The organism is Natronoflexus pectinivorans (assembly GCF_004345615.1).
Classification (GTDB): Bacteria; Bacteroidota; Bacteroidia; order Bacteroidales; family Marinilabiliaceae; genus Natronoflexus; species Natronoflexus pectinivorans.
This window is the reverse complement of the sequence record NZ_SLWK01000001.1, coordinates 401,222-425,809: the sequence shown is the minus strand read 5'-3', so window position 1 is coordinate 425,809 and position 24,588 is coordinate 401,222. Positions and strand designations below refer to the sequence as shown.

The 24,588-nt window shown below is 40.6% G+C and carries 13 protein-coding genes; 12 read left to right on the top strand and 1 reads right to left on the bottom strand.

The window, feature by feature from the left end; genetic code table 11:
* Positions 1-550: 550 nt before the first annotated feature.
* The gene (locus EV194_RS01515) at positions 551-1,849 is read right to left on the bottom strand and encodes a carbohydrate binding domain-containing protein (RefSeq protein WP_132431375.1); all 1,299 of its coding nucleotides are present in this window, start codon (positions 1,847-1,849) and stop codon (positions 551-553) included.
* Between the two features lie 545 nt (positions 1,850-2,394).
* Here EV194_RS01515 and EV194_RS01510 point away from each other — a divergent pair.
* The 12 genes from EV194_RS01510 to EV194_RS01455 all read left to right on the top strand — a co-directional run bounded on the left by EV194_RS01510 (position 2,395) and on the right by EV194_RS01455 (position 24,493).
* Complete coding sequence (locus tag EV194_RS01510) at positions 2,395-3,411, top strand: LacI family DNA-binding transcriptional regulator (protein WP_165921775.1); 1,017 nt, start codon at positions 2,395-2,397, stop codon at positions 3,409-3,411.
* Between the two features lie 147 nt (positions 3,412-3,558).
* Positions 3,559-3,993 (top strand): L-fucose mutarotase, encoded by a 435-nt coding sequence (gene fucU / locus EV194_RS01505; protein ID WP_132431371.1) that lies wholly within the window; start codon positions 3,559-3,561, stop codon positions 3,991-3,993.
* 66 nt (positions 3,994-4,059) lie between these two features.
* Positions 4,060-6,537, top strand: a complete 2,478-nt coding sequence (locus tag EV194_RS01500; RefSeq protein WP_132431369.1) for a glycoside hydrolase family 95 protein — start codon at positions 4,060-4,062, stop codon at positions 6,535-6,537.
* A 19-nt stretch (positions 6,538-6,556) separates the two neighbouring features.
* Positions 6,557-7,846, top strand: coding sequence for an L-fucose:H+ symporter permease (gene fucP / locus EV194_RS01495; RefSeq protein ID WP_132431367.1), 1,290 nt, complete (start codon positions 6,557-6,559; stop codon positions 7,844-7,846).
* 10 nt (positions 7,847-7,856) lie between these two features.
* Positions 7,857-8,876: an aldo/keto reductase gene (locus EV194_RS01490; protein WP_132431365.1), complete on the top strand. Its 1,020-nt coding sequence runs from the start codon at positions 7,857-7,859 to the stop codon at positions 8,874-8,876.
* Positions 8,877-8,890: 14 nt separating this feature from the next.
* The gene (locus EV194_RS01485; RefSeq protein ID WP_132431363.1) at positions 8,891-9,958 is read left to right on the top strand and encodes a zinc-dependent alcohol dehydrogenase family protein; all 1,068 of its coding nucleotides are present in this window, start codon (positions 8,891-8,893) and stop codon (positions 9,956-9,958) included.
* A gap of 244 nt (positions 9,959-10,202) precedes the next feature.
* The gene (locus EV194_RS01480; protein ID WP_243699298.1) at positions 10,203-11,519 is read left to right on the top strand and encodes a glycoside hydrolase family 43 protein; all 1,317 of its coding nucleotides are present in this window, start codon (positions 10,203-10,205) and stop codon (positions 11,517-11,519) included.
* Between the two features lie 184 nt (positions 11,520-11,703).
* A complete protein-coding gene (locus tag EV194_RS01475) occupies positions 11,704-12,621 on the top strand; it encodes an alpha/beta hydrolase family protein (protein WP_207915860.1) in 918 nt (305 codons plus the stop codon).
* A gap of 112 nt (positions 12,622-12,733) precedes the next feature.
* Positions 12,734-15,916: a glycoside hydrolase family 2 TIM barrel-domain containing protein gene (locus EV194_RS01470; RefSeq protein WP_132431359.1), complete on the top strand. Its 3,183-nt coding sequence runs from the start codon at positions 12,734-12,736 to the stop codon at positions 15,914-15,916.
* A 77-nt stretch (positions 15,917-15,993) separates the two neighbouring features.
* The gene (locus EV194_RS01465) at positions 15,994-17,850 is read left to right on the top strand and encodes a glycoside hydrolase family 127 protein (protein ID WP_132431357.1); all 1,857 of its coding nucleotides are present in this window, start codon (positions 15,994-15,996) and stop codon (positions 17,848-17,850) included.
* Between the two features lie 188 nt (positions 17,851-18,038).
* Complete coding sequence (locus tag EV194_RS01460) at positions 18,039-21,845, top strand: glycoside hydrolase family 3 C-terminal domain-containing protein (protein ID WP_132431355.1); 3,807 nt, start codon at positions 18,039-18,041, stop codon at positions 21,843-21,845.
* Positions 21,846-21,877: 32 nt separating this feature from the next.
* Complete coding sequence (locus tag EV194_RS01455) at positions 21,878-24,493, top strand: glycoside hydrolase family 31 protein (RefSeq protein WP_132431353.1); 2,616 nt, start codon at positions 21,878-21,880, stop codon at positions 24,491-24,493.
* The last annotated feature ends 95 nt before the right edge of the window (positions 24,494-24,588 follow it).

Sequence of the window (24,588 nt, the reverse complement as noted above, 5' to 3'; positions counted from 1 at the left end):
GGTCTAAAATCTAAAAATCTCTTTAATCTATTCGATATAAATTCAATCAGTCTCTAAGATTATGCATTACTTTTAAAGCTGGCTTTGAGTGTAGATTATTAAACACTTTGAAATGTATAAAAATATTAAATTTTTAAGCTAAGTCAATTTTGGTTATAGACATATGGGTTTTAATTTTGGATATTTATTTCCTATATACAAAATGTAAGGGCGTTGCGATACGAAGTGTTGAGAGTTAACCAGTTTAGAGTTTTATCTGTTTACCCCTGAATGATGTCACTTTACTATTTAGAATAATTCAGTTGATATTTATCTTCCTAAGGCTAATATGTTTATAGATTCTGAGGTATTCAATAAAGATTATACCACGAGGTTTAGGTATTTAAGCTTTTGAAATATAATATAGTCAGAATGAATGTTCTTTAGGAAGGTGCTAAGTGTTAATTGTACCTCTGAAGAGAGAGTTAAATGGTTGTAAACCATATTGGTTTACAACCATTTATTTATTAAATCTTTCTCACATTGTGAGAATAATAACTTGATTGGTCACCTATTTAACCAGAACTTTAGTTGCTACATTGTTTACTACTACAATATAGATACCATTTGAAAGAGGTACTGTTACACTGTCTGCGGTAGCAGAAACACCAAATACCCGAACTCCTGTAATAGCATATATTTCAATGTTCTTTCCAAATGCGTCATCAATGATAACATTGCCATTCGAAGTGTAAACAAGATTGTCTTCTTTTTCGAATGTCGGAGATGCAATTGAAGTGGTTGCAACCGCTCCCAAAAGTCTTACGTTATCAAAATAGAATTCAACATCAGCAGCATGTGCAATATCAAAACGTATGCTTATGTCGTCTCCAGTTGCATTAAATACAAAAGATCCCTCTGTCCAATTTTCTGATGTTACAAAACTTCCAGAATATTGAGCTGATGTTTCTGCAGTTGATATTCTGAACTCAGATGGGACGTCAGTACGGAATTGGAACTTCAGGGTGTACTCTTCTCCAGCCACAACATCCACCGTGGGTGATACAACTTGTGTGTCCCAAACATTCTCTACCTCATCTTTCACAACGACTTTTAAAGCCTGAGTGCTTTCGATATCAAGGTCATTATTGCTTGCTACCAATTCAAATGACGCGGCATTCCATACTTGCCATTCTGCTTGAGATAATTCTGTGATACCTTCAAAATCTCCTGAAGAGAGGATGTTTACATCATTGTCATCTCCATTGTCATCTCCATTGTCATCTCCATTGTCGTCTCCATTGTCATTCCCGTTGTCGTCACCATTGTCATCACCACTAGCAGCGGTGTATAATCTTATATTATCAAAATAGAATTCAACATCAGCAGCATGTGCAATATCAAAACGTATGCTTATGTCGTCTCCGGTTGCATTAAATACAAAAGATCCCTCTGTCCAATTTTCTGATGTTACAAAACTTCCAGAATATTGAGCTGATGTTTCTGCAGTTGATATTCTGAACTCAGATGGGACGTCAGTACGGAATTGGAACTTCAGGGTGTACTCTTCTCCAGCCACAACATCCACCGTGGGTGATACAACTTGTGTGTCCCAAACATTCTCTACCTCATCTTTCACAACGACTTTTAAAGCCTGAGTGCTTTCGGTATCAAGGTCATTATTGCTTGCTACCAATTCAAACGATGCGGCATTCCATACATGCCATCTTAATGCTTCTCCTGGTTCGGATAATTCTGTGATTCCTTCAAAATTTCCATTAGGAAGGATGTTGGTGTAGGCAGGTTCTTCTGCGCTCACTAAAACAGAGCACACGAATAGTGCTACAATTAAATGGTAAATTTTTTTCATAATTTTTGTTGTTTAAGATGTTAATTTTTATGCAGTAACAAATTTAAGTAAAAAAATGTATTAATTGAGAAAAAAAAGTGAGAAAAGTGCATTCTGTTCTGTATCGGTTGAATTTGATGGACTTTGAGATGCTTTAACGATTTGGTGGATTACTCCAAAACATAAACGGCTGACATTCTATTTTAACTTTTTAGTCTGCGTTTTAGCTTGTTAGTTGTTGTCAACTTGAGAGTTGAAGGGGTTGAGTTAATAATCTCTAATGGTTCTGGAACCTTAGCTTTGCATGCTGCAATACTGCATGAATTTTCTATGTATGAAATTTTTTTATCTTATTTTTAAATACTAATTATTCAAATTTATAAATGGATATTTATGATTCTGTTGTATATTTGTGAATATTATTTAAGTAATGTGTATTTTTATTTGTGTTTTGATACAACACAAATTTCCATGGAAGAATAATGTCTGATGCGTGAGGTTTATACAATGCTGTGTGGATTTCACTTTTATTTTACAAACAAATGCACACGTGTGCATTCGATTTTATGAAACGAATAACCATTAAAGACATAGCCAAAGAGCTTGGTTTACACCATTCTACTGTATCAAGAGCATTGAGATTTAGCTCGGTAATAAATCCTGCAACACGAGACAGAGTTATTAATTATGCAGAAAGCAAGGGGTACCAGGTGAATCGAAGTGCTTTACAGTTGAGGGGCTTAGGAAGCAATATTATTGGAGTAATCGTTCCAAATATTCATCATAACTTCTTTTCAAATTTTGTAAGTAATATCACAAGAAAGGCGTTTGAATCCGGCTATATTGTTGCTGTTTTTCAATCGGAAGAATCTCTAAAACAAGAAGTTGAGATTATTCACTCAATCATTCAGCAAAATCTTGCAGGTGTTGTCTCATCTCATTCGATGGAAACTCAGGATACTAGCCACTTTAATCTCCTGGAAAAATATAAAATTCCTTTGGTTTGTTTTGACCGGGTTAATTCATCGCTGAAAAAATCATCGGTGGTGCTTAATAACAAGTCTGCTCTTAAATCAGTGGTTATGAGGCTGGGGAAGGATGGTTATTCTAAAATAGCCTACTTGTCAGGCTCTTCTTCCATTCAATTATTCAAGGATAGGCAAAGAGGATATTCATTGGGCGTTAAGGAGATTAAATCCACCTATATAAACTGCATTAACATACCGGGTGCTTTCAGTGTGCAGAAAGGGAAAGAGATAGCCATGGAACTATTTCGGATTAGAGAAAAGCCTGATGCTGTTATTTTCGATTCCCATTTTTTAGCCCTTGGTGCATTGAATTATTTAAAGGAGAGCGAGCCGGATAGACTCAATACAATAGGCATTGCCAGCTTTGGAGCTGATACTTTTTCGCCTGTTTCGTCCGTCAAAACATTAATTATAAAGCAGCCGGAACAAGAAATGGCAGAAACGGCATTTACTCTTTTAATGGAAGCCATCAGTCATCCGGATGGTCATGATATTAAAACAATGGAATTTCACGCAGAAATTATTGATAACAATATAAAATCAATAGATCGTTAGTCCCGACTCACTCGGGATAGATTATTAGATATTAGATAGGAGCAAGTTTTTTATTATCAGTTAATTGAATAACACGACGATGAATTCATAAACATATAATAATTAAGCAAATAGAAAAGATTAACGAACTATTATAAAATAGAAATCATGCTAAAAGGTATATCACCACTTATCAGCCCTGAATTACTGAATGTTCTTGCCCGTATGGGGCATGGCGATGAAATAGTGTTGGCCGATTCACATTTTCCGGGTGAATCATTTAATAATAGAGTAATTCGGGCAGATGGGCTTCGAATTCCCGATATACTCGAAGCTGTATTGCCTCTGTTTGAACTGGACAGTTATGTCCCCCATCCATTAATTATGATGGCAGCCGTTGATGGTGATGTGCTGGATCCAAGCGTGGAGGAACAATATATAAAAGCGGTACAAAAATCCAATCCGCATATTAATGGTGTTAAGCGCATCGAACGTTTTGCTTTTTATGAACGCTCCAAAGAGGCCTTTGCAGTAGTTATGACAGGTGAAACTGCCAAATATGGGAATATCATTCTGAAAAAAGGAGTGACTCCTTTGAGTTAAGGATCACCTTTTTGCTTAATGCCAGCCATGATGTTATAGTGATAAAAATATTAAAATGATATAGATATGAAACAATTTGTTAGTTTTCTTTTTTTGATGATTCTTATTAGTTCATGTAGTCATGAACAAGCTAGTTCGGATCTGAAACTTTGGTATTCTGAACCTGCTACCATGTGGGAGGAGGCATTGCCCACAGGCAATGGTCGTTTGGGCGCAATGGTATTCGGAATTCCTCATGAAGAACTGATTCAATTAAATGAGAATACCATTTGGGCAGGAAGCCCTAACAGAAATGATAACCCTGGTGCATTAGAAATACTGCCTACAATTCGGCAGCTGATTTTTGATGGAAAGTTTATTGAAGCACAAGATATGGCCAATGAAAACATCATTTCTAAGAGGTCTCATGGAATGCCATATCAAACAGCGGGTAATTTAAGGCTTAATTTTCAGGGACACGAAGATTACTCTTCTTTCTACAGAGATTTAGATATAGAAAAAGCGATTGCCACAACCCGCTACTCAGTTGGAGGAACTGAGTTTAAGCGTGAAGTATTCTCATCGTTTACAGATGAGGTTACAGTGGTTCGCTTAACTGCCGATAAACCCGGGTCAATCACTTTTACATCGTCAATGGATCGCCCCGGGCATGTAGAAGTCAGCACCGTTGGCAACGATATGATTAGAATGAGTGGAGTCACCAGCAGCCATGAAACGGTTGAAGGTAAGGTGGAATTCGTGGTATTGAGTAAGTTTTTTAACGATGGAGGTACAATAACTGCATCAAATAATGAAATTAGCGTTGAGAATGCGAATAGTGTAACCATATTGGTATCCATAGGAACAAACTTCATCAACTATACTGATATTAGTGGTGATGCACAGCAAGTAGCTGAGCAATATCTTAATGATGCAATAGGTATAGATTACAATCAGATGCGTAATTCTCATGTCGCTTTTTATCAGGAATATTTCAATCGCGTTTCATTGGACCTTGGACAAACAGATTCCATAAAGAACCCGACTGATGTTCGAATCGAACAGTTTAGTAGGGGATATGATCCTTCTTTGGCCGCCATGTATTTTCAGTTTGGCCGTTACCTGTTAATCACTTCATCTCAACCTGGTACGCAGCCGGCAAACCTACAGGGAATTTGGAACGATCAACTTTTCCCGGCATGGGACAGTAAATACACTCTGAACATTAATGCCGAAATGAATTACTGGCCGGCTGAACCAACCAATTTAACTGAATTGCATGAGCCATTTATTCAAATGATACGTGAGCTTTCTGAAGCTGGTCGGGAAACTGCCAAAACAATGTATGGAGTCAATGGGTGGGTAACCCACCATAATACCGATATTTGGCGAATAACTGGTGCTGTGGATGGATCCTATTGGGGCATGTGGCCCATGGGTGGTGTGTGGCTTAGCCAGCATTTGTTTGATAAGTTCGAATACAGCGGTGATGTTGAGTATCTGCGCTCAGTATACGATGTTTTAAGAGGTGCAGCAGAATTCTGCGTTGAATTTATGGTTGAAGAGCCTGAGAATGGATGGATGGTTATTGTACCTTCAAATTCTCCTGAGAACTCACCCACCATACATTACCAGTCATCAATTGCAGCCGGAACAACCATCGACAATCAGTTGGTTTTTGATTTGTTTACAAAAACCATCAGGGCAGCTGAGATTTTGGGAATTGAGGAGGATTTAATTCCTGAAATGGAAAGAATACTTGAATTGCTGCCTCCTATGCAGATCGGACAGCATGGACAGCTCCAGGAGTGGATGCACGACTGGGATAGTCCCGATGATAAACACAGGCATATTTCACATTTATATGGGTTGTTCCCTTCAAATCAAATATCTCCGTTTCAAAACCCTGAATTGGCCGACGCATCCAGAACCACTTTGATTCATCGGGGCGACCCATCAACAGGGTGGTCAATCAATTGGAAAATTAACCTATGGGCCAGACTCCTTGACGGAAATCATGCTTATAACCTTATGAGGGAGCAAATCAAACTTGTTGGACGCGAAGAGAATGCCAGGGCTCATTCCGAAATGGGTGGAACTTATCCAAATATGTTTGATGCTCATCCTCCATTCCAGATTGACGGAAATTTTGGATTTACATCCGGCCTAACTGAGATGCTTGTGCAAAGCCACGATGGTGCGATTCATCTGATTCCTGCCTTGCCCGATGTGTGGCCAAATGGACGGGTAACCGGTTTGAGAACACGTGGAGGCTTCGAAATTGTTGAGTTGGAATGGAAGAATCATGAAGTCACAAAAGCTGTTATCAGATCCACTCTGGGAGGGAACTTAAGGATTAGAGTCGCTAATGAAATAGGCCTTAAAGGACAAGGTGAGATATCGATTGCTCAAGGCAATAACAGCAATCCTTTTTATCAGTTGCCTGAAATTAAAAAACCTCTGATTTCTACATCAGCCAACCTGAATGAGTTTGAATTACCAGAGGTTTATATGTACGATATCAATACAGAAAAAGGAAGAGAATATACCATTGTAAAACGATAGCGGATAAAAACATAGATTTATGTCAAAACCAAAACTTGTTGAAAAGAAATATCTCTTCCCATTTATCATCGTAACAAGCTTGTTTGCGTTGTGGGGATTTGCCAATGATATTACAAATCCTTTAGTGGCAGCTTTTAGAACCATCATGGAGATTCCCAATGCAAAAGCAGCTATGATACAGTTTGCTTTTTACGGGGGGTATGCAACCATGGCCATACCGGCAGCATTGTTTGTACGTAGGTTTAGCTATAAAAAGGGAATTATTCTTGGATTGGCTCTCTATGCAACCGGTGCTTTGCTTTTTATTCCTGCAGCACAGTTCGAAATGTTTGGTTTTTTCCTTGCATCGCTTTACATTCTGACTTTTGGATTGGCCTTTTTGGAAACAACGGCCAATCCATACATTCTTTCCATGGGTGATGAAAGAACATCTACCCGTCGGTTGAACCTGGCACAGTCGTTTAATCCCCTGGGCTCAATACTTGGGATGTTTGTGGCTTCAAATGTCATATTGGCTTCATTACAGTCAGACTTGCGTGATAGTTCAGGCAATTTAATTTTTGAGACGTTGGATTTTGCAGAACGCGCTGCCATTCGTACCCACGATTTGGCCGTGATTCGCGATCCCTATGTGGCTTTAGGTTTGTTCGTTATTGGCATGATCGTGGTTTTTCTGGTTGCAAAAATGCCACATACAAGCGATGAGAATCCGGGGTCGTCGGTTAGAGCCTCTTTTAAACGATTGTTTAAGAATGCGATATATCGACAAGGGGTTATTGCCCAGGTGTTTTATGTGGGTGTGCAAATCATGTGCTGGACATTTATTATACACTATGCCGAAGATCTTGGACTATCAAAAGCTACCGCTCAGAGGTATAATATGGTAGCCATGGCTCTGTTTATATCTTTTAGGTTTATAAGCACTTTCCTGATGCGATACTTCAATTCGCGAAAGCTATTGATGGTTTTCGCAATTGGCGGGATTATCTCCATCTCAGGAACCATATTGATTCAGGGAATGGGAGGTTTGTATTGCCTTATTGCAACTTCTGCATTTATGTCGCTTATGTTTCCCACCATTTATGGAATTTCCCTCGAAGGCATTGGAGAAGATACCACCCTTGGTGCTGCAGGGTTGGTGATGGCCATTGTGGGAGGAGCCCTCATGCCCCCGTTACAGGGCATGATTATGGATTTGGAGTATGTGTTTGGCTTTCCGGCGGTAAATTTATCGTTTATCCTGCCGCTGATATGCTTTATCGTCATTGCAAGGTTTGGATTTGTGACATCAAAAGAATATAAAAATTAGATAGATATATATGGAATCAGATATCGAAAATAACAGAATCGGGGAGGATATTCCCCGCATCGCGCTTAGTAATGGTGAAAAGATTCCGGTTGTTGGGTTAGGGACTTTTGGATCCGATAATTACAATGCAAATCAGATTGCCGGGGCTGTTGATTTTGCTGTCAGAAACGGGTACAGACATATAGACTGTGCTTCGGTATATATGAATGAATCTGAAATTGGTAATACAATTTCAGAATTGATTATCGAGGGGGTTGTAAATCGTCAGGATCTTTGGATTACTTCCAAAGTGTGGAATGATGCCCATGATAAGGTCATTGAATCTTGTAAGAAGAGTTTGAAAGATTTACAACTCGATTATCTGGACCTTTATCTTGTTCATTGGCCTTTCCCGAATTATCATGCTCCCGGTTGTGACGGCGATGCTCGCAATCCCGATTCACGGCCATATAATCATGATGCTTATATGGAAACATGGCGGCAGATGGAGCAGTTGGTGGAGATGGGGTTGGTCAAATCAATTGGAACCTCTAATATGACCATTCCAAAAATGGAATTATTATTAAAAGATGCCAAAATTAAGCCTGTTGTAAATGAAATGGAAATACATCCCCATTTTCAGCAACCGGAGTTATTTAATTATTTGGTTGGAAAGAATATTCAACCAATTGGCTATTCGCCAATTGGTTCGCCTAAACGACCGGAGCGCGATAGGACAGAAGATGATACGGTAGATATTGAAGACCCGGTAATTGTGAAAATCGCCGAAAGGTTGAAATTACATCCTGCTGAGGTGTGCATCAAATGGGGCGTTCAAAGAGGTGAAGTGGTGATACCTTTTTCGGTATCACCGGTGAAAATTGTCAATAACCTTAAAGCTGTTTCGGGAGAGCCTATCTCCAGTGAGGAGATGAAGCAAATTGCCGGAATAGATAAGAATTGTCGTTTAATTAAAGGACAGGTGTTTTTGTGGGAAGGTGCAAAAGGTTGGGAAGATTTATGGGATTTAGATGGTAAAATAACAAATTAATTGAGTAAGAATATATGGAAACAAATATGAAAGCTGCGTATCTCCCGGGTAACAGTACCGTGGATTTCAGAGAAGTTACAATTCCTCAGCCCGGACCGGGAGAAGTTCTCATTAGAATGAAAGCTTCTACAATATGTGGGAGTGATATAAGAGCCATTTACCGTGAACACCTGGGAAAAGGGCCGGAAGCATATCAGAATAAAATTGCAGGACATGAGCCTTGTGGACAAATCGTTAAATGCGGATCAAATACTAAGCGCTTTAAAGAGGGTGACAGGGTTGTAATTTATCATATTTCCGGATGTGGAGTGTGCAACGATTGTCGTCGGGGTTATATGATCTCATGTACCAGCCCGTCACGTGCTGCATATGGATGGCAACGGGATGGTGGAATGGCTCCTTACATTGTGGCCGAGGAGAAGGATTGTGTATTACTGCCTGACGAATTGACTTATGTGGATGGTGCTCAGATTGCATGCGGGTTTGGTACGGTTTACGAAGGCCTTGAAAGAATAGGAGTATCTGGAAATGATGCTGTTTTGGTGGTTGGTTTAGGGCCTGTAGGGCTGGCTGCCCTGATGCTTGCCAAAGCAATGGGAGCAAACCATCTGGTTGGAGTCGATACGGTTAAAGAAAGATGTGACATTGCAAAAAATCTCGGTTTGGCCAATCAAACGTTTGTTGCCGGAGCGGATACTCTTCAGGAGGTTTTGAATACAACATATCAAAAGCAGGGTTTTGAAAAAACCGTTGATTGTTCCGGTAATACCCATGGACGACAGCTATGTATAAGAGCCACCCGTAAGTGGGGCAAAATGGTCATGATTGGCGAAGGAGGTACGGTTGAATTTAATCCAAGTCCCGACATCATTCATGATCAAGTTTCTATTCATGGCTCATGGGTGACCAACATCTGGCGAATGGAGGAACTAGTCGAGCGTCTGGTCAGATGGGGCATTCACCCTGAAGATTTGGTAACGCATCGGTTTTCGCTTGATGAGGCAGACAAGGCCTATGAACTTATGAATGAAGGTAAGTGCGGAAAAGTGGCCATCGTTTTTGATGAAGAATTAAAAGGTTAAGAATGACCTAGCCGAAGGAAGGTTAACTATACCTCAGTGAGACTCATGTAGGATCCATAAAGCATGCAATCACACTATGAATTTTGAATAACACCAAATAAATATGAAACTATGAAACGAGCCATGAGAAAGCTTTTCTCACACAGGGAAATGACTGGATTGGCGAGTTCCATGTGGTAACTGAAAATTAAACTATAGACACATGAAAAGTCGATTCTCACTATTTTTGATAATCTCTTTTTTGATGAGTCAAACAGTCCTTGCTCAAAGAGCCATCATCCAAACCAAATACACCGCCGATCCGGCGCCCATGGTTTATAATGATACAGTGTTTTTGTACACGGGGCATGATGCCGATGATGCCATGGGCTTTAAAATGTTTAATTGGTTGTTATATACTTCAACCGATATGGTGAACTGGACAGATCATGGTGTGGTTGCATCGTTAGATAATTTTGATTGGGTCCCATACGACAATGGAGCATGGGCTCCACATTGTATCGAACGCAATGGGAAGTTTTATTTCTATTGCCCCATTCCAAATGGAATTGGGATAGGTGTTTTGGTGGCCGATAGTCCCTATGGCCCTTTTGAGGATCCGCTTGGAAAACCATTGATTCAGAACAGTCATCATGATATTGACCCGGCTGTTTTTATTGACGATGACGGGCAGGCATATTTGTATTGGGGAAATCCTAAAGTTTACTATGTGAAGCTTAATGAGGATATGATTTCATATTCCGGAGAGATTATGGTGGAGGAAACAACACCTGCAAATTATCAGGAGGGTCCTTGGGTTTGGAAACGCAATGAGCATTATTATATGGCTTATGCATCTACTTGTTGTCCCGAAGGGATTGGTTATGCCATGAGCAGCTCACCTACGGGTCCATGGGAGTATAAGGGTATGATTATGGATGCAACAGAACTAAGCAGGGGAAACCATCCCGGAATTATTGAATTTAAAGGGAAGTGGTACTGCTTTGGCCACAGTTATGATCTGCTTAAACTAACAACCACGAAATTTTACGAGCGCCGCTCAGTGATGCTCGATGAGATGGTCTATAACTCTGACGGAACCATACAAAACCGTCCTTACTGGACGGTAGAAGGTCCGCAACAAGTGGGAACTCTGAATCCTTTTGAAAGAGTAGAAGCAGAAACGATGGCTTGGAGCGAAGGCGTTAAAACCAGATCTGAAACGGAATGGGAAGGCGATTTTGATTGGGCAAGAGGAGAGAGAATTGCCGATCGTAAATTCGTTACCTCTATAAATCATGGTGATTACATCATGGTAAAAGGGGCTGATTTTTCAACTGGTGCAAAGTCGGTTGATGTAAGTGTTGCGTCGCTTTATGGAGGAAAAATTGAAATAAGAGTCGATAGACTCGATGGCCCCATTATAGCCACAGTTGATGTAAACACTTCCCGGGAAGGTGGTATTTGGAGAACTTTTTCAGCACCCGTAAACGAAAATGCAAAAGGTGTTCGGGATCTCTATTTTGTTTTCAGAGGAGAAAAAGACCTGTTCGATTTTGACTGGTGGAAGTTCAATCAATAGATCGTTATACTTTTCCCGAGACATTCGGGATTAGATATAAGACACAAATAAGCTTTTTATTATCAGTTGATTAAATATCATCGCAGTATATTTATAAATGTTTGATTATTAGGTAAATAAAAAAAGATTTACGAACTATTATTCAATTAAACGCTTAAATATCTAACTCAAAAAATTATTGATTATGAAGTTCAATGGCAAGTTTTTTCGATTTCTCTTATTGTTTCTGGTGTTTTTCAGTTTCGGTTTGTATGCCCAACAGGATAACACCTTAAAAGTTAATGAGCCCAGAGTTGTTGAAGATGGGGGAACAGGTGATTATAGCGCTATTATGTACACGGATGGTTCTTTAATTACTCATACCATTTTTCGACCAAAGAATCTTGATGTTTTTGGAGATCAATATCAATTACCAATCATTGTTTGGGGTAACGGCGCATGTGCCAACTCTCCCTGGGAGCATGTTAATTTTCTCTCGGAAGTGGCTTCGCACGGCTTTTTGGTGATTGCCATAGGGCCAATGCCTCATGAAGGGCAGGAGCACGGAGGAGGTAGGTCTGTTTCCTCCCAGCTTACTGATGCCATAGATTGGGCCATTGCTCAAAACAGTAACAGTGAAAGCGTATTCTACAATAAAATTGATGTATCTAAAATCTCAGTCAGCGGAATGTCCTGTGGTGGATTACAAGCTCTTGAGGTTGCTCCCGATCCAAGAGTAACTACCGCAATCATTTGTAATAGTGGAATTTTGCCTAATCCGGGTGGAGGAATGCCGGGGATGCCGGCATTGTCAAAAGATCACCTGGAAAAACTACACACTCCAACACTTTATTTACTGGGTGGTGAGTCGGATATTGCCTATAATAACGGGATGGACGATTTTAATCGCATCAATCATGTGCCTGTTTTTGTAGCCAATATGGACGTTGGGCACGGTGGAACCTATCGTCAACCACATGGCGGAGAATTTGCCATTGTTGCAACCGCATGGTACAAGTGGCAACTAAAAGGCGACGAAGAGGCCGGGAAAATGTTCACCGGAAATCCATGCCAACTATCAAAATCGGAAGTTTGGACTGTTGATAAAAAGAATCTGCCATAGTTTTGCAGAAAATGTTTGATATTCAGGTGTTTTTGAAACATGCCCACAGCATGTTTCAAACCTTTGGGGATGGGTGAGTTGCACCAGAATAAAGAATTTTAAATAATATACAATGAAGAAATTATTAATCATCATTTCGATATTCTTAATCACATTGAATTCGGAGGCACAGAATCGGCCACCACACCCCGAACTTGAGAATCCTGCCATACAAGGAATAAATAAAGAACTGCCAAGAGCTTCCTTTAATAGTTATTCTAGCAGGGAGCTGGCTTTAAAAAATAGCAGGGAAGCTTCTGATAGGTTTTCCTCGTTGAACGGTACATGGAAATTCAATTTTGTAACCGGGGTGTCGAATCGAATTATGAATTTTGCCGATGTAAACCTCGATATTTCAGGGTGGGACGATATTCCTGTTCCATCGAACATGGAAATGCATGGTTATGGTTATCCCATCTATACAAACGTAGGATATGAGTTTTACCCGCATTGGAATTTTAAACCGCCATATATTAACGATTTAGAGAAGAATAATATTGGTTATTACAGACGCGATTTTGACATCCCACAATCGTGGGATGACATGCAGGTATTCGTTTATTTTGGTTCCATAAAATCGGTGGGATTTGTTTGGGTAAATGGCCAGCGGGTTGGGATGAGTAAGGACAGCAAAACACCCCAGGAATTTGATATTACTCCCTATGTAAAGCCCGGTAAAAACTCAATTGCTGTGGAGGTATTCCGCTGGAGCGATGCCTCCTACCTCGAATGTCAGGATTTTTGGCGTTTGAGCGGTATCCCGCGTGAAGTGTTTGTGTATGCACAGCCAAAGGTTCGCCTGCGTGATTTTTTTGCCAAAGCAACACTGGATGAGAGCTATGTGAATGGTGTTTTCGATCTAGATGTGGAACTGAAAAACCATACCGGTAATCCAGCATTAAAATCTTTCAGTTATGAAATAATCGATAACAAGGGTATGTCTGTAGCCACAGATTCAAAATCTATTGAGATTGTTGATTCTGTTGGACATCTGAACTTTAAAGCTACAATACCTGCAGTTGATGCATGGACTGCTGAAACTCCAAACCTTTACACTTTATTACTTACTTCGAAAGACGTTTCAGGTAAGGTTACCGAGGCTGCATCCATAAAAATTGGATTTCGAACCAGTGAGATAAAAAACGGACAATTTTTGGTAAATGGGAAACCGGTTCTGATAAAGGGCGTTAACATGCACGAGTTTTGTCCAATTAACGGTCAGGTGGTCGATGAGGAAACCGTAATGCTTGATCTGCAACGGATGAAAGAACTTAATGTTAATGCCATTAGGTTGAGCCATTATCCGCAGCCCAGCTTCTTTTACGATCTTGCCGATAAATATGGTTTTTATGTGGTTGATGAAGCCAACATCGAATCACACGGAATGGGTTACGATCGCGCTAAAGGGAGAAGTCTGGGGAATAATCTTGATTGGACAGAAGCGCATATTTTCCGTACTCGTAACATGTTTGAGCGTTCTAAAAACCACCCGTCGGTGGTTATCTGGTCTTTGGGTAATGAAGCCGGAAACGGGTATAATTTTTATAAAACCTACCTCTTTATTCGCAGTCGCGACGAAATGCGTCCAATCCAATATGAGCAGGCAGGTCTCGAATGGAACACCGATATCGTTGCTCCCATGTACGCACGACCTCACAATATTGAGCATTATGCTAAAAACCACACCGATAGGCCATTGATCCTCTGCGAATACGCTCATGCAATGGGTAACAGCATCGGAAACCTGAAGGATTATTGGGAGATCATTGAGAAGTACCCACAGCTTCAGGGTGGCTTTATATGGGACTGGGTTGACCAGGGACTTGCCAACGAAAATGAGAAGGGAGAGTTTTGGGCTTATGGTGGAGATTATGGCCCGGAAGGAACGCCATCAGATGGAAATTTTGTTATCAACGGAGTGCTCTTTCCCGACAGAAGCATTAAGCCTCATAGCCTGGAAGTAAAGCAAGTATATCAGAATATTGGTTTTGAACCAAAAAATCTTGAAGAAGGGGTAATTGCCATCACCAACAAGTTTTTCTTTACAAACTTGAATGAATACGACTTTAGTTACGAAATTACAGAAAATGGAAAAGTGATTAGAACCGGCAAACTACCCAGATTAGATATCGAACCGGGGCAATCCAAAACTGTAAATGTCAATTTGAGGCGCATAAAGGCTAAACCCGGAGTTGAGTATTTTATCATTCTTTCGGCCAAAACCAAAAAGGCTGAAAACCTTTTACCGGCAGGATGGGAGATCGCATCGGAACAAATAAAATTGCCCATTGAAGCTCCCAAAACTCAGTTTGATATAGCAAAAGCAGGAGAAGTGACCTACAGTGAAGGAGCTTCTATAAACATATCTGGGAGTGACTTCTCTCTGGCAATTGATTCAGAAACAGGGATTATAACTTCCTATAAAAGCAAAGGAAAAGAGTTGTTCCTTGATGGTTTTGGCCCCCGGCCTGCGTTTTGGCGCGCTCCTATCGATAACGATTATTTGTGGAGAATGCAAGAAAGATGCCGCCTGTGGAAAGAGGCTTCAGAACACTTGCCTGTTGCGGCAAGTGTAAAAACAAACCAAGTTGGAAACGCGGTTCAGGTTGAAGTTGTTTATAATCTTGACTCCTTACAATCAACATGGAAAACCAAATATACCATTATGGGAAATGGTATGATTAAGGTCGATAATGAGTTGGTAACTTCCGGTGAGGATGTTCCGATTATCCCACGCATGGGAATGAAGATGCAGTTACCTTCGGATTTAACTCAAGTGGAGTATTTTGGGAGAGGTCCCTGGGAGAACTACTCCGATCGAAACACATCGACTTTTGTAGGGCGATACAAAACAACAGTTTCAGATATGTATGTGCCGTATGTTCGTCCACAGGAAAATGGTCATCGTACTGATGTACGTTGGTTAGCACTCAGCAGAAAAGATGGCTCCGGACTCTTAGTGGTTGCTGATTCCATCATAGAGTTTAACGCTCTGAACAACCCCATTGAAGATTTTGATGCCGGGATGAACAAAGACAGGAATCTTCGTCACATCAACGATATTAAACCTCGCGATTTGGTTGAATTGCACATTGATTATCGTATGATTGGAGTTAGCGGCGATGAACCATGGGGTTCGCCACCACACGAACCATACCTGCTAAGGCCAAGTGCCGAAGGACATAAGTATAGTTTTACTTTGGTTCCGGTAAGCTCTGTCAGAGACATTGAATCAAAGGCTATTCTTAGATATTGATTTTATTAAACGCGTCCCGAGGCTTCGGGACGCGTTCCATCCCGAGTACTCGGGATGAAATAACAAATTATAGACGCATGAAAAATTTTAAAGTACTAACGGTATTGTTGTCTGTTTTGATTTACTCATGCAGCTCTTCAAAGGTTCAGGATAAATCAATTTCTGACTTTTCTATAGACGTAGCTTTGCCTTTTCCCGGGCATTTGGTAACGTTAAATGATTCCTGGGTAAAAGAGCGTGAAGAGCTAAATACTGAATATTTGAGATCTCTTGACAGCGACAGGCTGCTGCATAACTTCAGAGAAAATGCAGGGTTGCCAACCAATGCGAAACCCCTTGATGGGTGGGAAGCTCCGTGGGTTGGCCTTAAGGGTCACTTTACCGGGCATTACCTCTCTGCTGCTTCTTTTTTAGTCGCAAGGTATGGGGATTCCGATTTTTTGGAAAGAATAAATTACATGGTGGATGAGCTTTATAAATGTCAGATGGTATTTGGGAATGGCTATCTGAGTGCATTTCCTGAAAGAGATTTCGATGTGTTAGAATCTCAGTTTGGTGGGGTTTGGGCTCCTTATTATACTTATAACAAAATCATGCAGGGTTTGCTGGATGCATACATTTTTGCAGGCAACCAAAGAGCTCTGGATATGGTGAAACAAATGGCTGCATATGTAAAAATGCGCATGTCGAAACTTGATGAGGAGACCATTGAAAAAGTTCTCTACAGTGTTGGAGCTAATCCAATGAATGAAGCGGGGGCAATGAATGAAGTGCTGTACAAATTGTATGCAGTGACAAACGATTCTGTTCACTTGGAATTGGCTCAACTCTTCGACCGTGATTGGTTCCTTAAACCAATGGCAAATAATGAAAACATTCTGTCGGGTCTTCATTCCAATACACATATTGTGTTGGTTAATGGTTTTGCAGAGGCATATCCTATAAACAAGAATGCGAAGTATCGCAACGCCGTGATAAATTTTTGGGATATGTTAATCAATTATCATGTATATGCTAACGGTTCGAGCAGTGGTCCCCGACCAAACGTTATAACCCCTACTTCATTGAGTGCTGAACACTGGGGTGTGCCGGGGGTGTTGAGCAATACTATGACAAAGGAAATTGCTGAAACTTGCGTTTCGCATAATACCCAGAAGATCTCAAAATCATTGTTCTCCTGGACAGCTGAGCCAAAATATGCAGATGCCTTTATGAATACTTTTTACAATTCAGTGATGGCATTACAAAGTGCCCGCACAGGCAAATGTGTTTACCATTTGCCATTGGGCTCGCCCAGGCAAAAGAAGTTCTTAGCAGAAAATGACTTTCATTGTTGTAATGGTTCGTCAATTGAGGCTTTTGCCCAGCTTAATTCAGGGATATATTTTCACCACAACTCAACATTATGGATAAATATGTATATCCCTTCGAAATTGAATTGGACTGAAATGGGGGTAGAAATTGAACAAACAGGAGATTTCCCTCTAAGCCCATCGGTGGAGTTTAGTGTTTCAACACCTGAAGAGAGAGAGTTAGACCTCCGTTTTTTTATTCCCTCCTGGGCAAACAATCTTACCGTCTCTATTAATGATGAAATTCAGAATATTGAAATTAAGCCGGAATCATTCCTCAGTTTTAATCGAGAATGGAACGATGGAGACAAAGTCAGTTTATCCTTTGATTATGACTTTCATATTAAAACCATGCCCGACGATGAGAGTGTGATCGCCTTGTTTTATGGCCCTATCTTATTGGCATTTAAAAGTGGTAATGAATTGATCTTGAAAGGAGATCATGAGTCAATTCTGGCTAATCTGGTTTCTGAAAATGACATGTTTTATCTTAATAACAATGGGTCAACTTACACCTTAAAACCATTATTTGAGATTGAGGATGAAGTTTATGGCGTGTATGCGACTATCAGAAGTTTTTAAACGAGATTAGTTTTATTGGAAATTGAATTTATATCAATGAGAGGTTGGCTTTTGGAGTGGCAAGCAGTCATAAAAAATAGTCAAATTTTAGACAAGTAAATAGAAAAGGGATTCGGAAATTAAGGAAGCAAGCATAAAGTACGTTTTCCACCCAAACAATATAACCTTAACAAACAAATTGTAGAAAAATGAAACATCGAATAATTAAAATTTCCTTTTGTGTCTTTTTTGCCATGGGTTCTATTGCTTTTGTGCAAAACTCTCATGATTTAAATAAGCCAATTTATTTGAATACTGCATATTCATTCGAAGAGCGGGCTGTTGACTTAGTGTCACGGATGACTCTTGAGGAAAAGCAGAGTTTACTGGGAAATACCATGGCCCCAATCCCACGGTTGGGAGTTAATAAATATGATGTTTGGGGAGAAGCTCTACATGGCGTTATGGGCAGAAATAACAACAGTGGAATGACCGCAACGTCGTTCCCAAATAGTAATGCCATTGGCTGTACTTGGGATCCGGAACTAATTAGGCGTGAGGCATCTGTTATTGCGGCTGAAGCCCGGGGCTTTAACCATGACCTTATCTTTACCTTGACCTATTGGTCGCCGGTGATTGAGCCGGCACGTGACCCTCGTTGGGGACGTACCGCCGAAACTTTTGGTGAGGATCCTTTTCTGGTGTCTCAAATTGGTAGCGGTTTTATTAGGGGCATGATGGGTAATGATGAAAGATATCTTAAAACCGTTCCATGCGGAAAGCACTACCTTGCAAATAATACTGAATTTAACAGGCATACCGGCAGCTCCGATATGGACAATCGAGACATGCGTGAGTTCTATTTGCGACCCTACAAAGTTCTTATTGAGGAAGATGATATGCCATCCATTATGACTGCTTATAATGCCGTAAACGGAGTGCCTGTTTCAGCAAGCAAATTTTTGGTGGATACCATTGCCCGCAGAACATACGGGATGAAAGGTTATGTAACAGGTGACTGCGGCGCAATTACTGACCTTATTGTTGGTCATCATTATGCAAAGGATGGACCGGAAGCAACTGCAATGGGTTTAATTGCGGGAGTCGATTCAGATTGTGGAGGTGAGTATCAAAGCCACGTCATTACTGCTTTGGAACGGGGGTTAATAACCGAGGCTGATATCGACAGAGCTTTAATAAATATGTTTACCATTCGTATGCGTTTAGGAGAGTTTGATCCTGCGCGTATGGTTCCATACGCAGGAATTAAACCGGGAATCATTAATGACCCTTCTCATAACGAACTGGCACTTGAGATTGCTACAAAGACACCTGTCCTTTTAAAGAATGAAGTGGTTTCGGCAATCGGAGAAAAAGCTTTACCTCTTCGACCTCAGAATATTCAAAAAATTGCCGTTTTGGGACCTCATGCAAACAAAATTGAGTTGGGTGATTATTCAGGGCCGGTGGAAGATCATTATGTAAGCACTCCTCTTCAAGGCATAAAAAGCTATGTTAAAAGGAATAATTTGGGTATCGAAGTGGTACATGGAGATGGTGGCAACATTGATCGTCGAAATGATTTTTTTACGCTGTCAACCTTTACTACTGTAAGTAATAGTGGAGAGAAGCATCAGTATGATGCGACAATTTTTGACGAGTCGGCAAGTGGGATTATTGCATCCGAAAGGTTTGGTACAAAATCCTTGCGTGGAATAAAGGATGGTGACTGGACGGCATATTACAACATTGATGTGACCCGGTTAGATTCTATAATGTTTAACATGAATGTGGCACTTAGCGGAGGAGCAATAGAGGTTAGAGTAGATTCGCCCACCGGCAACATTCTTGCATCGGAGATGGTCGAAAGTTCATCAACCGGAGGATTTTTTGGTAGTAGGGTTACTGTGGCTGCAAAGGTTAATACGTTAGGAATTACCGGCCCACGAAATATTTACTTTATATATCGTGAACCGCAGCCTGAATCAACCGATCAGGCCACGTTAGATTTAGCCGCTTCGTCCGATGTGGCAATTATTTTTGTAGGAACCGACCAGACCACCGGGAGAGAAGAGTCAGACAGGTTCTCTCTCGCTTTGCCAGGTAATCAGATGAATCTTATCCAGGCTGTTGCAGAAGTTAACCCAAACACAATAGTTGTAATGCAAACCATGGGAATGGTTGAAGTTGAAGAGATTAAGCATAATCCAAACATCCCGGGGATTTTCTATGTAGGTTATAACGGGCAGGCACAAGGAGCCGCCATAGCAAAAGTGCTATTCGGAGAAATAAATCCGGGTGGAAAAACCACCGTTACCTGGTATAAATCGGTCGATGATCTGCCCGATTTTAATGATTACACTTTGCGCGGCGATGATGAAAAGAATGGACGTACCTATATGTACTTTGATAAGGATGTCTCTTATGAGTTTGGATTTGGTCTTTCATACACAACCTTTGAGTACAGTAATTTTAAAATCAGTAAAAGTGAAATGACCCCTAACGATATGATTACCGTTAGTGTGGACGTTAAAAACTCAGGAAATGTAGATGGAGATGAAGTTGTTCAGGTTTATGTGACAACACCTGATAGTCCTGTTTCACTGCAACGTCCTATTAAACGTTTAAAGGGTTTTAAACGGGTAACCATACCGGCAGGTCAGATAAAAACCGTGTCAATAGACATCAATTGTTTCGATTTATGGTTCTGGAATGAAGATGATAACAAATTGGCTTTTGATAATGGCAGGTATGTTTTTGAAATAGGAGCATCTTCGCGCGACATAAAAGGTACAGTGGAAGCAGTCATGGCTGGAAAATTTAAGGCAGAATTAAAAACTGTGGTGGCTACTTCTGATAAAATAGTACTTCAACCCGGTGACAAGTCAGGCACCAGTTTTACGGCGTGCCTTACTGATGATAGTTTTATTGATGTAAGACATACAAATGTGGAGTATGTAAGCAATAATCCTTCTGTGATAACGGTGAATGAATCGGGTGTGATATCGGCGCTTAAGCCTGGAGTGGCCACTGTATTTGTTCATGTTACTCACAATGGAGTAACTGTTTCAGATGATTTCCCCATTAAGGTAATGCCAAATCTAACTCCCGCCTCAATTACCATCAATGGGAGAACTTTGAAAGGCTTTAATGCCGATAAAAAGGCGTATAGTTATCTCATGAACAGATCATCCAGAGTCCCTCGTGTGAACGCTTCAGCTGAGAGCAAGGATGTAACTGTGGAAATTCAGCAGGCAAAAGGTATTCCCGGAACAGCCATCATTAGTTTTGTGGACTATAACACCTATGAGAAAAACACCTACTATATAAATTTTGATGTCGCATCTGTAAGTGATGAATTTAATAATGGTCAGCCCGGTAGTCAATGGAATTGGGTAAGGGAGAATCCAAACAACCATAGTTTTACATCCGCTCCGGGGGCTCTTACCATTACTGCCGAGGAGGGAGATATTTCTGAAGGCAGTAATAATGCCCGAAATCTGTTGCTGCAAAGTGCCAATAACGATTGGACAATTGAGACAAAACTAGTCGCTTCCAGAACACCATCTCAACCTGAAAATGCCGGCATTGTTGCTTACCAGGACGACGACAACTTCGTTAAGCTTATGTTTAGAGCAGTCATCAAAACGTCAAGACAAACAGGAGTGCAACCCGGCACCATCGATTTGCTTTTTGAAGAGAACGGAATTGCGAAATCAGTGGCATCCATAAACCTTAAAGAAGAAGTTATAGGTGACAATCATCTATTATTGCGACTTTCGAAAGAAGGAAGCAGATATTCGGCTTATTATTCTGTGGATGGAAAAACTTTTGAGAAGCTTGGAGAGTCGGATATCCTGTTGAAAGATATTCATGCAGGTCTTCTGGTGTGCGACGGCGTTATAACCCAAAGTATGACAAGTACGTTTTGGTTTGATTCATCCACCACGAAGCCTGACAGCCCTTTTGATGTTTCGTTCGATTATTTTCGGATTCAAAACAGGGGGCTTAAGTGATTGCATATAAATGAGATTATAATTAAATCATTATGAAAGCTATTTTTCTGTTAAGTGTTGCTCTTTTCTTTATAAGTTGTCAAAACCAATTTGTAAAGAGCTATTTAAAAGAAAGTAATCGGGTTACTTTTCAAACTGACAAAGGAACTTTGGCTGTTTATCCACTCACTGACAACACCGTTCGGGTGCAGTTTTATGTGGATAGCAAGACGGCTCTTCCCGAGTTTGTGTTGTATAATGAAATTGAAGTGCCAAATTTCGTGGTCACTGAAGAAGGGAGCCTTGTTAAAATCTCTCTTAAAAAGATGACTGTTGAGGTCAATAAGAGAACGGGTCAGGTTTCATATTTAAATAGTCAAGGAGAGGCTTTTCTAAAGGAAAAGCCCGGTTCCCGATTAGTGAAACCGGATTCTGTTATGGGTGAACCATGTTTTTTTGTTGAGCAGAAATTCGAATCACCTGCCGATGAGGCCATTTTTGGGTTGGGGCAGTTTCAGGATGGGAATTTCAATCTTAAAGGTGTTACCCGTCGGTTAACCCAGGTTAACAGCCAGATTGTGATCCCATTTGTATATTCAAACAAGGGCTATGGATTGCTTTGGCATCAGTATGGATTAACCGATTTTAACCCAACAGACAATTTTGTCCAACTCGAAAAACAGGAAGATGCAGATTTGGGAGAGGGGCGAATTGCAGAAGTTACAACAACTGCAGGAACACAGAGGGTAGCGCAGGATCAATCTCTGTATACCGGGAGTTTTACTGTGCCCAGAAGTGGAGAATATTCTATATTTTTAGACTTGGGCGATATGGGCAATCGTCATTATGTAGTTATAAATGGCGTTCCCGTTATTGACCAAACCAATATGTGGCTTCCGCCCACTGCAGGAGTCCTTGTAAATCTCGAGGCTGGAAAACATGATGTTCAGCTGATATGTAAATCAGATAATGAGCCAACCCTATCATGGAATTTAAAGGAGGATGTCACAACCTATCGTTCTCCACATGCTCAAATGATTGACTACATTGTGTTTTATGGGCCTTCGGCCGATGAGGTGATTTCTTCTTACCGTAATTTGACTGGTGCTGCTCCTATGTTGCCTAAATGGGCCTATGGTTTTTGGCAGTGCAGAGAGCGCTATGCTTCATCTAACCAATTGATAGAGACTGTAAAGGAATTTCGTAAACGAAATTTGCCAATGGATGTAATTGTACAGGATTGGCAATATTGGGGAAATAAAGGATGGGGTGTTCCTCAATTTGACGAAAGATATTATCCAAATCCCACCGGGTTTATTGGTGAGATTCATGACCTGAATGCACATTTCTGCATCTCAATTTGGTCAAATCCGGACATCAACTCTGAATTGGGCAGAGAGTATCAACGTAACAACCACTTCATACCAAACACCAACTGGTTGGACTATTTCAATCCCAAAACCCGGAAAGAATACTGGAATACATTGTACGAGAATATGTTTGTTCACGGCGTTGATTCCTGGTGGATGGATGCTGTTGAGCCGGAAAATGACGCCCTTACCGGAGAGATGACCCATATTGGGCCGGGCGACTTTTATCGATTAATCTATCCCCTTCTGGTTAGTCAGTCTGTTTATGAAGGTCAACGTGAAGTCACTTCTGATAAAAGGGTTTGTATTTTAACCCGTTCCGCTTTTGCCGGACAGCAAAGATATGGTGTCATTAATTGGTCTGGTGATGTTGGTGGTACCTGGGACGAATACAGACGTCAAATTGTTGCCGGGCTGAACTTCACAATCACAGGTTTGCCCTATTGGACTACTGACATTGGAGGCTTTTTCCGACCCGGGCATTCTCAATACACCGATGAAAATTATCGTGAATTGCTAACTCGATGGTTTCAGTGGGGTGCTTTTAAGCCGATTTTCCGGAACCATGGTTATATGAGCGAAACAGAGCCATGGAAATATGGTGAAACAGTAGAGAGCAATATGCGAAAAATGCTGAATTTGAGATATCGGTTACTCCCTTATATTTATTCAGAAGCCTGGCAGGTAACCAGCAACGGTTCAACCATGATGAGGGCTTTGGTGATGGATTTTAGAGAAGATGAGATGGCTCTCAAACAACCATATCAATATATGTTTGGAAATGGTATGATGGTGGCTCCTATTACTGAGCCGGGTGTTGACAAATGGGAAGTTTATTTGCCAAAATCAAAAGGCTGGTATAATTTCTGGACAGGTGAGCGTTTTAATGGTAATCAAACCATTAAAACCGACGCCCCGCTTGATATGATTCCTCTTTTTGTTCAGGCCGGTTCTATTATACCAATGGGTCCCATCATGCAATTCTCAACTGAGAAGCCAGCTGATGAACTGGAAATTCGAATATATGAGGGAGCGGATGGAGAGTTTGTTTTGTATGAGGATGAAAACAACAATTACAATTACGAAGACGGAGTTTTTGCCACCATCACATTTAATTGGGATGATGGCAACAGAACATTAACCATCAGCGATAGAAACGGGAGTTTCCCCGGCATGTTATCAGAGCGAAAATTCAATATTGTAAGTGTAAATAGCAATTCCGGATTCGGAATTGACTCTTCCGGCTTATATAAAGAAACAGTTGTTTATACCGGAACGCAAGTAGTAATTAATATGTAAATCTTAAAGCTATAATGATGAATAATTTAATGTTAAAACCGAATTTGTTTAGGGGGGTTATTCCCTTTGTTTTCGCTTTTTTGGCGTTCCCTTTA

What these genes read in the sequence shown, in the direction of transcription:
- EV194_RS01515 (WP_132431375.1), bottom strand. Translation starts at nt 1,849, where the DNA reads ATGAAAAAAATTTACCATTTAATTGTAGCACTATTCGTGTGCTCTGTT.
- EV194_RS01510 (WP_165921775.1), top strand. Translation starts at nt 2,395, where the DNA reads ATGAAACGAATAACCATTAAAGACATAGCCAAAGAGCTTGGTTTACAC.
- fucU (WP_132431371.1), top strand. Translation starts at nt 3,559, where the DNA reads ATGCTAAAAGGTATATCACCACTTATCAGCCCTGAATTACTGAATGTT.
- EV194_RS01500 (WP_132431369.1), top strand. Translation starts at nt 4,060, where the DNA reads ATGAAACAATTTGTTAGTTTTCTTTTTTTGATGATTCTTATTAGTTCA.
- fucP (WP_132431367.1), top strand. Translation starts at nt 6,557, where the DNA reads ATGTCAAAACCAAAACTTGTTGAAAAGAAATATCTCTTCCCATTTATC.
- EV194_RS01490 (WP_132431365.1), top strand. Translation starts at nt 7,857, where the DNA reads ATGGAATCAGATATCGAAAATAACAGAATCGGGGAGGATATTCCCCGC.
- EV194_RS01485 (WP_132431363.1), top strand. Translation starts at nt 8,891, where the DNA reads ATGGAAACAAATATGAAAGCTGCGTATCTCCCGGGTAACAGTACCGTG.
- EV194_RS01480 (WP_243699298.1), top strand. Translation starts at nt 10,203, where the DNA reads ATGAGTCAAACAGTCCTTGCTCAAAGAGCCATCATCCAAACCAAATAC.
- EV194_RS01475 (WP_207915860.1), top strand. Translation starts at nt 11,704, where the DNA reads ATGAAGTTCAATGGCAAGTTTTTTCGATTTCTCTTATTGTTTCTGGTG.
- EV194_RS01470 (WP_132431359.1), top strand. Translation starts at nt 12,734, where the DNA reads ATGAAGAAATTATTAATCATCATTTCGATATTCTTAATCACATTGAAT.
- EV194_RS01465 (WP_132431357.1), top strand. Translation starts at nt 15,994, where the DNA reads ATGAAAAATTTTAAAGTACTAACGGTATTGTTGTCTGTTTTGATTTAC.
- EV194_RS01460 (WP_132431355.1), top strand. Translation starts at nt 18,039, where the DNA reads ATGAAACATCGAATAATTAAAATTTCCTTTTGTGTCTTTTTTGCCATG.
- EV194_RS01455 (WP_132431353.1), top strand. Translation starts at nt 21,878, where the DNA reads ATGAAAGCTATTTTTCTGTTAAGTGTTGCTCTTTTCTTTATAAGTTGT.